Source organism: Mucilaginibacter sp. UR6-11 (assembly GCF_020880695.1).
GTDB lineage: Bacteria > Bacteroidota > Bacteroidia > Sphingobacteriales > Sphingobacteriaceae > Mucilaginibacter.
Map to the genome: position 1 here is coordinate 848,835 of NZ_JAJIWO010000001.1, position 14,423 is coordinate 863,257.

Annotated in this window: 15 protein-coding genes; 8 read left to right on the top strand and 7 right to left on the bottom strand. The window is 43.9% G+C overall.

Annotation, left to right across the window (positions count from 1 at the left end; translation table 11 throughout):
* The first annotated feature begins 24 nt into the window (after positions 1-24).
* The 3 genes from LJ658_RS03970 to LJ658_RS03980 all read left to right on the top strand — a co-directional run bounded on the left by LJ658_RS03970 (position 25) and on the right by LJ658_RS03980 (position 1,930).
* A complete protein-coding gene (locus LJ658_RS03970; RefSeq protein ID WP_230545168.1) occupies positions 25-555 on the top strand; it encodes a hypothetical protein in 531 nt (176 codons plus the stop codon).
* Positions 556-613: 58 nt separating this feature from the next.
* Positions 614-1,198 carry a hypothetical protein gene (locus LJ658_RS03975; protein WP_230545456.1) on the top strand — a complete coding sequence of 195 codons (585 nt, stop codon included), beginning with the start codon at positions 614-616 and terminating at the stop codon, positions 1,196-1,198.
* Between the two features lie 66 nt (positions 1,199-1,264).
* Entirely contained in the window at positions 1,265-1,930 is a 666-nt protein-coding gene (locus tag LJ658_RS03980; RefSeq protein ID WP_230545457.1) for a hypothetical protein, read from the top strand.
* 43 nt (positions 1,931-1,973) lie between these two features.
* On the opposite strand, the gene LJ658_RS03985 is transcribed toward LJ658_RS03980, so the two are convergent.
* Both LJ658_RS03985 and LJ658_RS03990 read right to left on the bottom strand, forming a co-directional pair.
* Positions 1,974-2,387, bottom strand: coding sequence for a hypothetical protein (locus LJ658_RS03985; RefSeq protein WP_230545169.1), 414 nt, complete (start codon positions 2,385-2,387; stop codon positions 1,974-1,976).
* 71 nt (positions 2,388-2,458) lie between these two features.
* Positions 2,459-3,166, bottom strand: a complete 708-nt coding sequence (locus LJ658_RS03990) for a hypothetical protein (RefSeq protein WP_230545170.1) — start codon at positions 3,164-3,166, stop codon at positions 2,459-2,461.
* A 254-nt stretch (positions 3,167-3,420) separates the two neighbouring features.
* Between LJ658_RS03990 and LJ658_RS03995 the strand changes: the two genes are divergently transcribed.
* Together LJ658_RS03995 and LJ658_RS04000 are read left to right on the top strand one after the other, a co-directional pair.
* The gene (locus LJ658_RS03995; protein WP_230545171.1) at positions 3,421-4,650 is read left to right on the top strand and encodes an NADP-dependent isocitrate dehydrogenase; all 1,230 of its coding nucleotides are present in this window, start codon (positions 3,421-3,423) and stop codon (positions 4,648-4,650) included.
* A 123-nt stretch (positions 4,651-4,773) separates the two neighbouring features.
* The gene (locus LJ658_RS04000) at positions 4,774-5,757 is read left to right on the top strand and encodes a type I phosphomannose isomerase catalytic subunit (RefSeq protein WP_230545172.1); all 984 of its coding nucleotides are present in this window, start codon (positions 4,774-4,776) and stop codon (positions 5,755-5,757) included.
* Between the two features lie 61 nt (positions 5,758-5,818).
* On the opposite strand, the gene LJ658_RS04005 is transcribed toward LJ658_RS04000, so the two are convergent.
* Both LJ658_RS04005 and LJ658_RS04010 read right to left on the bottom strand, forming a co-directional pair.
* Positions 5,819-6,430 carry a YdeI family protein gene (locus LJ658_RS04005; protein ID WP_230545173.1) on the bottom strand — a complete coding sequence of 204 codons (612 nt, stop codon included), beginning with the start codon at positions 6,428-6,430 and terminating at the stop codon, positions 5,819-5,821.
* 42 nt (positions 6,431-6,472) lie between these two features.
* Entirely contained in the window at positions 6,473-7,438 is a 966-nt protein-coding gene (locus tag LJ658_RS04010) for an NAD-dependent epimerase/dehydratase family protein (RefSeq protein WP_230545174.1), read from the bottom strand.
* Between the two features lie 146 nt (positions 7,439-7,584).
* Between LJ658_RS04010 and LJ658_RS04015 the strand changes: the two genes are divergently transcribed.
* The gene (locus LJ658_RS04015; protein WP_230545175.1) at positions 7,585-8,766 is read left to right on the top strand and encodes a formimidoylglutamase; all 1,182 of its coding nucleotides are present in this window, start codon (positions 7,585-7,587) and stop codon (positions 8,764-8,766) included.
* Positions 8,767-8,824: 58 nt separating this feature from the next.
* Positions 8,825-9,973, top strand: a complete 1,149-nt coding sequence (locus LJ658_RS04020; protein WP_230545176.1) for a TlpA disulfide reductase family protein — start codon at positions 8,825-8,827, stop codon at positions 9,971-9,973.
* Between the two features lie 77 nt (positions 9,974-10,050).
* Here the strand turns inward: LJ658_RS04020 and LJ658_RS04025 are convergent, their stop codons facing one another.
* Positions 10,051-11,700 (bottom strand): NAD+ synthase, encoded by a 1,650-nt coding sequence (locus tag LJ658_RS04025; RefSeq protein WP_230545177.1) that lies wholly within the window; start codon positions 11,698-11,700, stop codon positions 10,051-10,053.
* Positions 11,701-11,862: 162 nt separating this feature from the next.
* On the opposite strand from LJ658_RS04025, the gene gldB reads away from it, so the two are divergent.
* Positions 11,863-12,903 carry a gliding motility lipoprotein GldB gene (gene gldB / locus LJ658_RS04030; RefSeq protein WP_230545178.1) on the top strand — a complete coding sequence of 347 codons (1,041 nt, stop codon included), beginning with the start codon at positions 11,863-11,865 and terminating at the stop codon, positions 12,901-12,903.
* Between the two features lie 74 nt (positions 12,904-12,977).
* On the opposite strand, the gene LJ658_RS04035 is transcribed toward gldB, so the two are convergent.
* A complete protein-coding gene (locus LJ658_RS04035) occupies positions 12,978-13,166 on the bottom strand; it encodes a hypothetical protein (protein WP_230545179.1) in 189 nt (62 codons plus the stop codon).
* Positions 13,167-13,386: 220 nt separating this feature from the next.
* On the bottom strand, positions 13,387-14,385 hold the full coding sequence (locus LJ658_RS04040) for a hypothetical protein (RefSeq protein ID WP_230545180.1): 999 nt from the start codon (positions 14,383-14,385) through the stop codon (positions 13,387-13,389).
* Positions 14,386-14,423 lie beyond the last annotated feature (38 nt).

Consider the following 14,423-nt stretch of genomic DNA (forward strand, 5'->3'; position numbering starts at 1 on the left):
ATTTTTTGCGCTAATAGAACGTAAGTGAAAAAATACACTAAGGCCTTATTAGGATTGATGGCAATGGTTATGATAACAGTTGCCTGCAAGCTTGACAAGCCGGTAACCCCACCGGTAACCGATCCACCGGGTACTACCGACGGAACGGTTTTAGGTATCGTTGTACAGGGAAAGGTTATTGATGATGCCTATTTAACAGCGTTATGGAAGACGTCAAAAACCGTACAGCAGCTTTACGATACAAGTAACGTTGTTGTGTCGGGGGTGGAAGTCCCCAATAAATTTAGCGCTGTTTTAGTCGATGATCACGCAAAATCAGCCAAATACACAGGCCTGGCTACAGATTTGGGTACAACCAGCTATAAGCTATCTACCACCGATAATGTTTTATTTATAAACTTATCCCCCAATCCGTTTTTTAGCAGTTTAACAAGCCGGGTCAGAATTACGCATTTAACCCCCGCCGCTATGACCTGGGTTGCGCTTGATACTGCATTTACCCCTATTAAGGGTAAATATTTTCACAAAGGCTACCAGGTAACTTTTACCAAATAAAATATAGGAATTATTAAAAAAAGGATAATTTTATATAACCAATATAATTGGTTACCAAATGAACCGCAATTATAAAGTATTCCTGTTGCTGTTTTGCCTGGGTTTAAGTTTGGCCGCATGTAAACTTGATCCACCTGTTTTACCGGGCGATAAGGGATATGTTTCAACTAAAGAAAATACTGTACCCGGCAGCACGGGCGCAACCGGAAATACAGGGACTACCGGAAACACGGGCGCGACCGGAAATACCGGGGCCACGGGCATAAATGCTCATCCCGAGCTTACCGGCAAATGGTTATCAAGAACCATTTTAGCCCAAACGTTTGACCTGTCATATAATATGATCAAAAGTGAGCCTGATCCGGACCTTTTATATCATTATGTCCAGATAGATGACAATACCCGAACTGCCAGATTTGTAAACTCAGAATTATCTATTGACGAATTATTTACTTACACCGTAACTAAAGAAAACGGAAAAACGTATATTCTTTTTAATGCGGATCCGTTTTTCAGGACCGGCAATTTCAGGATAGAAGTGATTATGGCTGCCAACACAATGACGTGGGTGATAATTGATCCTAAATACATTGATGAAGGTGGCGTGAAGGGTTATAAAGGCACCCGGATTTTATTTTATTAGTAAATACATTTATAAACCAGTACCTAAATAAAGACTTACTTACCTGATCATTATAATAACTATTGCATGAAAAAATCATACAAATTATTAATAGTACTGTTGTCTGCCTGTGCGTGCTTTGCAGCCTGCAAACTTGACCCGCCAATATTACCCGGCGATAAGGGATACGTTGCAACCAAAGAAAACACACTACCCGGAACTGCCACCGGTACAACCGGAGCGACAGGGAGTACCGGGGCCACAGGTGCGACCGGAGCAACCGGAACCACAGGCGCCACGGGCCCGGCCAGCTATTCAGGATCGGCAGGAACTACCGTTGGTACTGCGCCCGGCACAATAATCAACAAAGATACGCTGGACGCAAAATGGATTGTAAAAGCGCAGGCGGTGTTACATCTTGACGCAACAACCCTAACCGTAATAAGCAGCGTACCGGCTACACCTATATATTTTGACAGTGCCACGATGGACGAGACTGCTAAAAAGGCGTTGTTATATCATAATTCTTTAACGTCCGGAACGTTTTATGACTACAAGTTGTCGTCTGATAACAACCGGCTATATCTGACATTTTTATATGATCCGTTTTCAAGAAGCGGGAATTCCCCGGTTGAAATTGTTAAACTAACGCTCACCTCGATGGTCTGGCTGGTTATAGACCCTAAAATAATCGATCCGGGAAACGGTGGCGCCAAATATTATGTCGCCAACCTGGTTACGTTCTCCGGCTAAATAAAAATAAGGGCCGCCCTGTTATTACAAGGCGGCCGCTTTATTATCTGGGCAAATCGTTTTTAGGATATCCTTCTTCGTCCAGGTCATCCCTGTCATCTTCCGGTGTATGCGCCAGGCTTGCATCAACAGGATCAAGATTTACTATCTCGCCATTATCAATGTGCATACCCAACTGGTCTACATCCGTTTCTAAAGACTCATTGGGGATATACTCATCCACCGAGTCGAATGGATTGGCCTCATCATAAGTTGAGTTCATGTCGGCCCCGTTTTTCTGCGATGTGTTATAGGGGTCCGGATGATCATAATCCGGGTCGTCGCTTTTTACGTCAAGCTCGTAACTGTTGTCATCGGCGTTAAAACGTAATTGCTCTTTGTCAATGGTTTCGCCAAACTCATCTTTCAGAGTCCGGTCCCTGTCGTCATTTTCGTTGTCAAAAGGATCCTTGTTCATGGTTTAAAAGTTTATAAATTATATACCGTAAAAACCCTGCCAAAAAAATAAATTACTGATTATTATCGCCGTTAAAAAGCAATTTTTTTCCTGTAGGAAGTAACGCCACCAATTGCAAATTTTATCCCGATGGACATTTGTGCGTACGAGTCTTTTTGTTTACCCGCGGTAAAACCGTCCAGGCTATCGCCCATGATAAAATTATATTGATAGCCAACATCAATTTTAAAACCAGGCTCGCTGTAACGGTTATAAAATTTAAACTCATAACCAACCCTGGCCGGTATCAGTATCTCGTTACTGTTATCTTCGCCCGATGTATAAAATCCCGGAGTTTGAATTGAGGCCCTGTTTATTTCTGTGATATGGTTAACCACGAAACCGACACCGGTTGAGAAGTAAAGATTTTTAAACGCATTGGCTATTGAGCTTTGCGAATAGTCTATAATCTCGCCCATTTGCAGCTGCCCCCTAAACATAACCGCGTTAAAGCTATTGGTAAACTGCCGGCCGCTTGTCGTTGTAGCGGCATCGCCGCCCTGAAGCGCCCCGGTTTGAAAATCAATTATATAATTAACAAACGGGCTTACATTATAGTTAAAACTAAACCGGCCCGACCGCGTACTTTTAATGGTTTGTGCATCTGTATAAGGCTTGTTCATATCAAGGCCAACGCCCAGGTCATACTGCTTAAAATCATTACCGATCTGCGCTTTTGCGGTATAGCCTAATAAGCAGGTAAATATTATTAATACAACAGCTTTTAGATAATTTATCATATGCGCATATGGTAGCAGAATGGATTTTAGGGGTTATTTTATATCAGCCTGGCAAACAGTATAATGATAACGTATTAAAACATTTATCGCTCCCCGCATAATTTATAGTTGATAAAAATACAACCAAACTTTAATAAAACAATACTAACGTAAAATTATAATCACATATTGCCAAATTGGTGGGGAATACCCAAATGGTAATTTCAATTTTTATATATTTGAAGCCATTAATAAAAAAAACAAGAACACCTGGTATGTCAAAAATTAAAGTAAATAATCCGGTAGTTGAGCTGGATGGCGATGAAATGACCCGCATAATCTGGAAGTTTATAAAAGATAAACTGATAGTTCCTTACCTGGACCTGGATATTAAATATTATGATCTTGGTTTAGAGCATCGTGATGAAACCAATGACCAGGTAACCATTGATGCTGCAAATGCTATTAAACAGTATGGAGTAGGCATTAAATGTGCCACTATTACTCCCGATGAACAACGCGTGGAAGAATTTGGCTTGAAACAAATGTGGAAATCGCCAAACGGAACCATCCGGAACATATTGGACGGCACCGTTTTTCGTGAACCGATTGTGATGAACAACGTACCGCGTTTGGTACCAAACTGGACGGCCCCGATCTGCATCGGCCGTCATGCTTTTGGCGACCAGTACCGCGCTACCGATTTCTTAACCAAAGGAAAAGGTAAGCTTACCATTAAATTTACGCCAGAGGATGGCAGCCCCGAGCAGTCGTTTGAGGTATTTAACTTTAAAGGCGATGGTGTTGCTTTAGCAATGTACAATACTGACGAATCTATCCGCGGTTTTGCACATGCCTGCTTTAACCAGGCGCTGATGAAAGGCTGGCCTTTATACCTGTCAACCAAAAACACCATCCTTAAAAAATACGATGGCCGTTTTAAAGATATTTTTGAAGAGATCTACCAAAACGATTACAAACAAAAATTTGCTGATGCCGGCATTACTTATGAGCACCGTTTAATTGACGACATGGTTGCATCGGCCCTTAAATGGAACGGTAACTTTGTTTGGGCCTGTAAAAACTATGATGGCGACGTACAATCTGATACCGTAGCACAAGGCTTTGGTTCATTAGGTTTAATGACATCAACTTTAGTTACACCAGATGGTACAGTAATGGAAGCCGAAGCCGCCCACGGTACAGTAACCCGTCACTACCGCGAGCACCAGGCCGGCCGCCCTACATCAACCAACCCTATCGCTTCTATCTTCGCGTGGACACGTGGTTTAGAGTTCCGTGGTATTCTTGACGGTAACCAGGAGCTGATTGATTTCTGCAAGGCTTTGGAAGAAGTTTGTATTGAAACTGTTGAAAGTGGCAAAATGACCAAAGATTTGGCCATCACCATTAAGCCAAAAGTTGAGCACGGTACAGATTACCTGTATACCGAAGAATTTTTGGAAGCAATTGACGAAAATTTGAAAAAGAAGCTGGGCAAATAATCTGCCTTTTAAATAAAAAAAAGCCCACTTGTTAACAGGCGGGCTTTTTTTTATGACCTATTTTTTAGAAAACCCTGTTCCACCCTTATTCAAAATCCATAACTTAGCGCAAAATTATCTCTCATGTCAACAGCACTATATCCTCTTAAATTCAAAACCATTTTCAAAGACAAAATTTGGGGTGGCCAAAAAATAAAAACCTACCTGCATAAAGATTTTGGAAACCTGCCCAACTGTGGCGAGACCTGGGAAATTTCGGGCGTTAAGTCTGATGTTTCTATTGTTGAAGGTGGTGCTTTAAATGGCGAGTCGCTGGCTGATTTATTGGAGCAATACCGCGCAGAGCTGGTTGGCGAAAAGGTGTACAAACACTTTGGCAACATCTTCCCGTTACTGGTGAAGTTTATCGATGCCAACGAGGATCTTTCTATCCAGGTGCATCCCAATGATGAGTTGGCTAAAAAGCGCCATAACTCGTTTGGTAAAACAGAGATGTGGTACATTATTGAGTCTGACCCGGGTTCGACCCTTATTGCCGGTTTTAACCGGGAATTGAATCAGGAAAAATATTTAGAGGCATTTAACAGCGGCCATTTAATGGACGTGCTGAACCGCGAAATCGCCAACGAAGGCGATGTTTTCTTTTTACCTGCGGGACGTGTCCATACCATCGGTGCCGGTTTATTGTTAGCCGAGATCCAGCAAACATCTGATATCACTTACCGGATCTATGACTTTGACCGTGTAGATGCTAATGGCAATAAACGTGAGCTGCATACCGAAGAAGCTTTAGCGGCTATAGACTATAAGTACTACGGTAACTACAAAACAAAATACACCCCTGAAAAGGACGAAACCGTTGAATTGGTAAGCTGCCCGTATTTTACCACAAGCGTGTTAGACGCTACCCAAAGTACCAGCAAGGATTACAGCAATTTGGATTCGTTTGTGATACATGTTTGCCTTGCCGGAGCTTATACTATTAAATATAATGGCGAAAGCTACCCGGTTAAAATGGGCGAGTGTATTTTATTACCCAAAACCATTGATAAAATTGACCTGGAAACTACCGGCGGTTTTAAAATATTGGAGAGCTTTATAGCGTAATCTCTAAACATAAACAGGTCATTCTTCTCGATGCCGGGAGTGACCTGTTTTATTGTATTGCCTACTTATACTTCCAGTTTCTGGTCTTCCCCTCACCTATCCATTCCAGTGCTGTTTCTATACGTTTTTGGCGGGTAGCATCGGTTTTGGCTTCAGTTATCCACTCCAGGTATTCACGCTTGCATGAGGGGCTAAAATCCTGAAAGATTGCAAGGGCCTTCTGATTATCAGCTAATGCAGCTGCAAAGTAGTCTGGCATTTCAATAGGCGCTTTTGGCACCGATGCTTTTTTTGCAGACGGTTTATAATTATTGTCTTTTAAGGCTATCCCCTGTAAAATAAAATCTTTAAGGATCTCATCGCTGGGAAGGTCTGATAGCTTGGTGATCCGGTCGAAATTACCGGCGGCCTCTTTTTCGCCGGGCCGCTGCATTACACCATACGGATCATTAATAGCTGTGCTGTTCCAGAACCCAAATACACAGTGTTCTTTAAAGGCGGCCATGTTTGCCAGCGTGCCCTTATACTCAAAAAATGGATGCCCCCATTTTATAGTCTCAGTAATCTGCGGCGAAACGCTATGCATTAATGCACGTAAGTGCTTTAATATAGGTTGTGCGAAGGCCGCTTTTTTGCCTATGTACTCGTCTATACGGTGATCATACTGTTCCATACCACCAAGATAATAGTTTTATAAAACAATACAAAGTTAAAGTTAACGGGTCAGGCGCTCGCAAACCGCCGCTATCGTTTGGCTAACCGGCTTAAATTCAATACCTGTGGCTGCCTTTATTTTGCTATTATCAAAATCGCGAATCTGGGTTGCTGATCTGGCGGCTATCTTATCCAGTGCAGGGGGCCTGCCGGTAATGAAGCCCAATAAAGCGGCGCCACGCCAGGCTATTTCCATCATCCAGGGCTTGGCCAGGGTTGCCGGCGGTTTTATATGAAAGCCCCGGGCAATTTCTGCAGTAAGTTGCTGATAGTTCCTATTTTCGGCACTTATGATGTAGCGTTCTTCGGTAAGGTTACTTTCCATCAGGGCTATCATACATTTGGCAACATCTTCCACATCAACAAATCCGGCGCTGCCTTCGGTATAAAATTTCAGTCCATTGCGTACTGTTTCAAAAAGCTGTCCGCTGCCTAAAGTGCCTGCGTTTGGCCCGATAATTAATGAAGGATTAACGATCACCGCATCCAATCCCTCGGCAATGCCGCGCCATACTTCCATTTCGCTCTCCAGTTTTGAAATAGCATAGCCGTCATTCTCAGTAGTTATTTCCAGGTGATGATTTTCGGTGATCAGCTCTCCGGGCTTGGCCTGCCCTATTGCAGCTATCGAGCTTACGTGCACCAGCCTGATCCCCTGGTCGAGGCACAGGTTGACTACATTAGCCGTACCGGTAACGTTAGCGCGGATCATAGGCGCTTTGTCGGCCTGTTTTAAAGATACCCAGGCGGCACAATGATAAACCCGGTTAACACCTTCCAATGCTTCTTCCAAAGCAAAAACATCCAGTATATCCGCATTCACCCATTCAATTTGGGTATAAGGCAGTAACAATGCCGGGATAACGGACGAAGCCCTTTTAGTACAACGTATAGCCTCGCCCCGCTCGGCTAACTGCTTCGCTAACTCCGACCCTAAAAAACCTGTGGCACCCGTTATTAATATCATGTTGTGATTGTGCAAATGTGGTGATAGATGTGCGGATATGCAAATGTACAAATGTGCAGATGTTTATATTTTTATATATCTGCCATCAATCGCCAAACCTAAAAAATCCGCATATTTGCATAGCTACACATTTGCACCTTAACAACATGTCCTTATCTGATTTCTTTACGCCGATCGATCTGAATGCCATAGCTCCTAAAAACGGATATTATACCAGTCATTTGGGTAGTAAGATCAGTTATTACGCCGACAGTTTTCCTGACCTGGACCAACCTGCAGATATCGCCATTATAGGCGTGCAGGAGGACAGGAATGCAACAGGCAACCCCGGCTGCGCGCTGGCACCCAATTATGTGCGCGAAAAGCTTTACCTGTTAAATGAAGGCGCGTACCTCACCAAAATTGTCGACCTTGGCAATATCCGCCAGGGCGAAACCGTGACAGATACTTATTTCGCAGTTAAAACCGTAGTTGCTGAACTGTTAAAAAAAGATATTATCCCCGTAATAATTGGCGGCGGGCAGGATCTTACCTATGCACAGTACCTGGGTTATGAAACCCTGGAGCAAAAAGTTGACCTGGTGGTGGTCGACTCGCATTTTGACCTGGAAGATGATGAGTTTACCGAATCCATAGAAACCACGTCAACATCTTACCTAAGCAAAATATTTTTGCACGAGCCCAACTACCTGTTTAACTACAGCAACCTGGGCTACCAAACCTTTTTTGCCAGCCAGGATAGCCTGCGGGTAATGGAAAAGCTTTATTTTGATGTACACCGCCTGGGCGCTTTAAGCGGCAATATTGCAGTTGCCGAGCCTACCATCCGCAATGCCAACATGATAAGCTTTGACGTCAGCGCCATCCGCTCGGCTGACGCGGCTGCCAATACCAACGCTACACCCAACGGCTTTTACGGCGAAGAGGCCTGCCAGCTGTGCCGCTATGCCGGATTTAACGATAAACTAACCTCAATAGGTTTTTATGAGTTTAACCCTGCTTACGATAGCAACGGGCAAACGGCAATGCTGCTGTCGCAAATGATCTGGTACTTTATTGACGGGGTTTATAACCGTAAAAAAGATTTCCCGCTTAGCCCTAAATCGCAATATCTTATTTATAAAACCAGCCTGCGGCATGATGACCATGAGCTGGTGTTTGTGAAAAGCAAAAAATCAGACCGGTGGTGGATGCAGGTACCCTACCCTACGGGCGGCTCAAAAAACGAACGCTTCCACCTGGTTCCGTGCAGGTATGAGGACTATCAAACCGCTACCAGCGGCGAAATGCCTGATCTTTGGTGGCGCACTTATCAAAAATTAACTTAACCCATATATAATTGTAACAGGTAATATCCGTTATAAGTCCTGTATCTTTAAAAAATCAATGAAGAAATTACTTTTAATTATAACCGCATTATTGCCCGCGCTTGCACTTGCACAGGCACCCGCAAATAATTTTACCATAAACGGCAAAGTAGGCAACGTGTCCTCGCCGGCCTGGGCCTATTTATTTTACCAGGTAGGCGCAAACAAGGTGGTCGACTCGGCCATCATCGCAAACGGCAATTTTATTATTACCGGTTACATTCCAAGCCCCTCAAATTCGCTGCTGGTTATAGATCACCAGGGAACAGGGATCAGCAAATTAGGCAACACGCCGGATATGTTAAATTTTTTCCTGGATAAAGGAACCACTAACGTTGCTACCGATAAAGACTCTGTTAAAACCGCGGCAATTACCGGCTCTGTTATAAATGATGAGGACAAGTACCTTACCCAGCAGTTAAAACCAGTTAATGACGAGGCCAAAATACTAAACAGCCAAAGGACAGCCGCATCGGCCGACCAGCAGAACTCGCCCCGGTTTCAACAGGATATGCAGGCCCGGTTTAAGGTTTTGCAGGACAGGCAGCGTGCTATTTTTACAACTTTCGCTTCAACGCACCCGCGCAGTTATTTAAGTTTAATTATTATTAATCAGCTAACTAAGCAAGGCGCTACTCCTGCAGAAGTTGAGACGTTATATAATAGCCTTGACCAATCTGTAAAAGACCTGGAGATAGGCAAGATCATCAAAAAAACCATCGACGAATCAAAAACTACAGCGGTAGGCAGCATGGCTCCTGATTTTACACAACCCGATGTTAACGGCAACCCGATTAAATTATCCTCTTTCAGAGGGAAATATGTATTGATTGATTTTTGGGCGTCATGGTGCGGCCCTTGCCGCCAGGAAAACCCCAATGTGGTAAAAGCCTACAATAAATACAAAACCAAAAACTTTACCGTACTGGGTGTATCATTAGACAGGCCGGGCGACCAGTCAAGCTGGCAGGAAGCGATCAAACACGACGGCCTGACCTGGACTCAGGTATCTGATTTGAAATTTTGGAGAAACGAAGCTGCCGAACTTTATTCGATCCACTCCATACCTGCCAACTTCCTGCTTGACCCTGATGGCAAGATCATTGCCAAAGACCTGCGTGGCCCCGAGCTTGAAAATAAGCTGGAAGAATTATTAGGGAAGGGATAAACGCTTTTAATAAGCTTATCACCGTTGCCCGTATATTCACAGACAACGGTGGTGCAAAAGATTTAGAACAGGGGCGGTTACTGCAAATACTTCCCAACGATAGGCATCCGCCTGCCCATGCCAAAGGCCTTGGGCGATACCCTTAATATTGGTGGTGTTTGATAGCGTTTATGCTCGGCAAGGTTAATTAACCTTATAGCGCGGTGCACCGTAGCTTCGTCGTAACCCATTTTGATGATCTCGTTGGCAGAGCAGCGATGTTCAATATATTGAGCTAATATTTTATCCAGGATATCATATTCGGGCAACGAGTCTGAATCTTTTTGCCCCGGCCTTAACTCGGCCGATGGCGGTTTAATAATCGAATTTTCAGGTATGATCTCACGCCCGCGGTTAATATATCCCGCCAGCTCAAAAACCTGTGTTTTGTAAACATCCCCAATAACAGATATACCGCCGCACATATCGCCATACAAAGTACCATAACCCACGGCAGCCTCGCTTTTGTTGGATGTATTTAACAGGATATAACCAAACTTATTACACATAGCCATCAGCAAAACTGCGCGGCTGCGCGATTGGATATTTTCTTCGGCGATGTTAAAGGGCAGGTCCTTAAACTGCGGGTGCAGGGCGGCTTCAAATGCTTCGGTAATGTTTTTTATGGCGATGGTTTCGCTCATGCAGCCTAAATTAGTTACCAGGTCCACCGCATCTTTTATGGAGTGGTCGCTTGAAAATTTCGACGGCAATAACACCGCCATCACATTTTCAGGGCCCAATGCCTCGGCCGCCAGCGCGCATACTACGGCCGAGTCTATCCCACCGGATAAACCCAGTATAGCACGGCTAAAGCCCGATTTATGGAAATAATCGCGGATCCCTAAAATTAGTGCATCGTGAATCTGCGCAATATCACTGACCCTTGCCGCTTTTACGGTCGACGGATGATCAAAAGACACGCCGTTATGATCATCTAAAGTATAATAGGTTAAGCTTTCTTCAAAATAAGGCAGTTCATCAACCAGCGTACCGGCGCTATCAAACACCAATGATCCGCCATCAAATATTAACTCGGTTTGCGCGCCGACATGGTTAACGTAAAACAGCGGCAGGTTATAACGCGCGGCATTATCTTTTAAAATAGCGATCCTTTCCTCGTCATGATTATAAGCAAAAGGCGATGCGGCAATGTTGATCATCAGGTCAGGGTTTTGCTTAATCAGCGTATCCATCGGGCGGGTTATATACAGCGGGTTTTCAATGGTGTTCCATAAATCCTCGCAAATGGTCAGGGCTATGCGCTTGCCTTTAAACTCAATACAATTAAACCGGGTTGACGGTTCAAAGTAGCGATACTCGTCAAATATATCATAGTTAGGCAGCAGCGCCTTGTTTACAATGGCCTTAACCTTGCCGTTCTCTATAAAATAGGCCGAGTTGTTTAAATCCTTACCCTCAAGGTTATGATTAGGGATAGGCAAGCCAATTATGCACGCAATATCTGTGCACTCGGCAGCGATTTTTTGGGCGGCCACTTCGCATTGGTTTATAAACTCGCTAAACTCTAAAAAGTCGCGTGCGGGGTAGCCGCAAACGCATAATTCGGCAAATACCACTAAATCAGCCCCATTTTGCCGGGCTTTTTGTATATGCTGGATGATATGGGCGGTGTTCGACTCAAAATTACCAACGTGATAGTTAAGCTGGGCTAATGCTATTTTCATCAATATAAGTTATCAATATAAATTATTTTTAACGGTAATGAAGTCATCAGGGTTGCTGCATTGTATAGTTAAATGGCAGCGCATGATGGTTTCATTACGATATTACAAGTACTGGCTGCACCTAAATGCAAATAATAAATTAATTTTGTTGAAAGTATAAAAATGATACCAACCTTGTATAAGTTCAAACAAATTTATTTAATTTTTATTATGGGCCTGCTGCTTGCCGCCTGTGGCCGCAGTAAAAAAATTGATGTCAGCAATATACCCATTGATGTTAAAATAGAGCGCTTTGACCACGATTTTGACGGCCTGCGGACAAAACCCATGGAGCAACAGGCCATGCTGTTGTTGAAAAAATACGGCAATTTTTACCGCGACTATACCGAGCAGATCCTGCAGGCCGGCAGCATTAATGATACGGGTTATTTTAGCGTACTGAGGCCCGTTTTTAAGGGCCGCCCCTACCTTGATGTTAAACACGACGTTGATTCGGTATATCCCGGTAAACTGGAAAAACAGGAGGCCGAACTGACAGATGCTTTCCGGAGGATCAAATATTACTATCCGCAAAAGCGGATGCCAAAGGTATACGCTTACTTTTCGGGCTTTAAAGCGCAGACCGCCGTGGGCGACGGCTATTTTGGTATTGGGCTCGACTTGTTTTTAGGCGCCAATTCAAGGTTCTATCCGGCGCTGATAGAGGTGTTTCCGCACTACATATCCAGGCGGTTTACGCCCGACAATATTACCCCCCGTGTTATTGAAGGGATAGCCCGCGAAGATATGTTTCCGGAAAGTGATAATGATAAAACATTATTATCAAAAATGGTGTATAATGGAAAGATACTTTATTTTATGGACCAGATTTTACCAGACACTCCCGACTCAACCAAAATTGGTTATACCACCCAGCAGCTGGCATGGTGCACGGATTTTAAATCAACCATTTGGGCTTATCTGCTTGAGCAGAATTTATTGTATGAAACCGATTATCAAAAAATACAGACGTACATCAGCGAAGCGCCGTTTACGCCCCAGCTGGGCAGCCGCAACGAATCGGCGCCGAAAGTAGGCGTATGGACCGGCTGGCAGATAGTGAAAGAATATATGGAGCGCCACCCGGAAGTAACCCTGCAGCAGTTAATGGCGAACAACGATGCGCAGAAAATACTGAATGATGCCAAATACCGGCCCAAATAAACCGGGCCAATCAGCATAAAAAAAGCGTCCCGAAAATTTCGGGACGCTTTTTTTATTTATACAGCAATATAAAATTACTTAATGATGCTAAATATCGCTTTAAGCCCTACACCGGCACCAATGGCCAAAATAACATTAGCTACTGCAGAAGCGTGCCTAAAATCCGCGAAGCGTAAATAAACGCCTACCAACCCTATAACTATAGCAATTACCAATAAGATGTAATTACGTTCTGAGTTTGCTTCTTCCATTGAATTGTTCATAGTGCTTATTTTTTTATCGCTACAAAAATAGAAATGTTTACCGAAAAAGGAATAGGGTTTTTAATATTTTAAATATTAGTGTTTGATAAGGGCTAATATTTAGCCTGTAGGCTTATGGTCACCAAACTTTATGGCATCCTTATCACCAACTGCTGTTACAAAAAGCCCTGCCGGCTTTTACACCAACAGGGCACAATTTAAATTAACAGGGGTATTAAACTTATTTTATATTACCAAAATGCACCTGCTCCGTTATGGCATTAGCATCGTCAAGCAACTGTATGATAGTTGACGGGCCGAGATTTAACGGTGCTGACCATGACCGCAGCGCCCAGACCACTTTTTTATCAGGCGTAACTGCTATGGCCTGTACCTGCAAATTACCGGGGTCAGGCTTGCTGTCCCACTGGTTAAACCAGTTATTAATTAATGTATTGCCGTTAGCCAGGCGCGTAGCAATTTGTGGCTCGGGGAATTTATAGCCGGGCATATCGCTCATCATGTATTCCCATACCATTTCGCCTTTGCGGTTAACCTCGCGGGCGAAAGATGTTTTATGCCCTTCATGCCCGCAGGCCAGGATATTACCATTCTTTAACGGCTCAACAGACCAAACGCCCGGCATGTCAATTGATAATAACTGGTTGCCGTTAATATCATACTCGCGAATTTTACCCAGGTCCATATGTGCCACCAGGATGTTACCATCTTGAGTTAGCCGCGCGTGGCGAAACTGTCCGTGGGTGCCGGTGCCTTTAGTTTGCAGGGTAAATTGCTTTTCAATTGTATTGGTTTTGATGTTCATCACAAAAAGCCTGGCGGTGTCGCCATTTTGGATGAACACAACGTGGTCGGTCCCTATTGGTTGAGCGGTATGCGTTTCGTGATTTTTTGGAGTGTCATAGTTCCACAACACTTTTTTGTTTTTGTCGATGAGCGTTATACCAAACTGGTGTGCAAAAAGCACGTTCCCATTTTTCATTAAAACAGCATCGCTTATCTCGCCCCTGCCCAAAGTGTCAATGTACGACCAGGTGATCTTTCCATTCCTGACGATGTACATCTTACGGTCCTTGGCCTCACCGGCGTAAAAGAAATCAAATTCGGATGCGCCTTTACCGGGTAGTATGGCAGGTGCCGCTGGTTTGTCGGCTGCCTGTTGCGCACCAGCCTTAACAGCAGGCACAGCCAGCAACAATAACACAAGCAGCTTGAACATTGGCAAAATGCCCCAACGCTGATTTAAGACCCCGGACA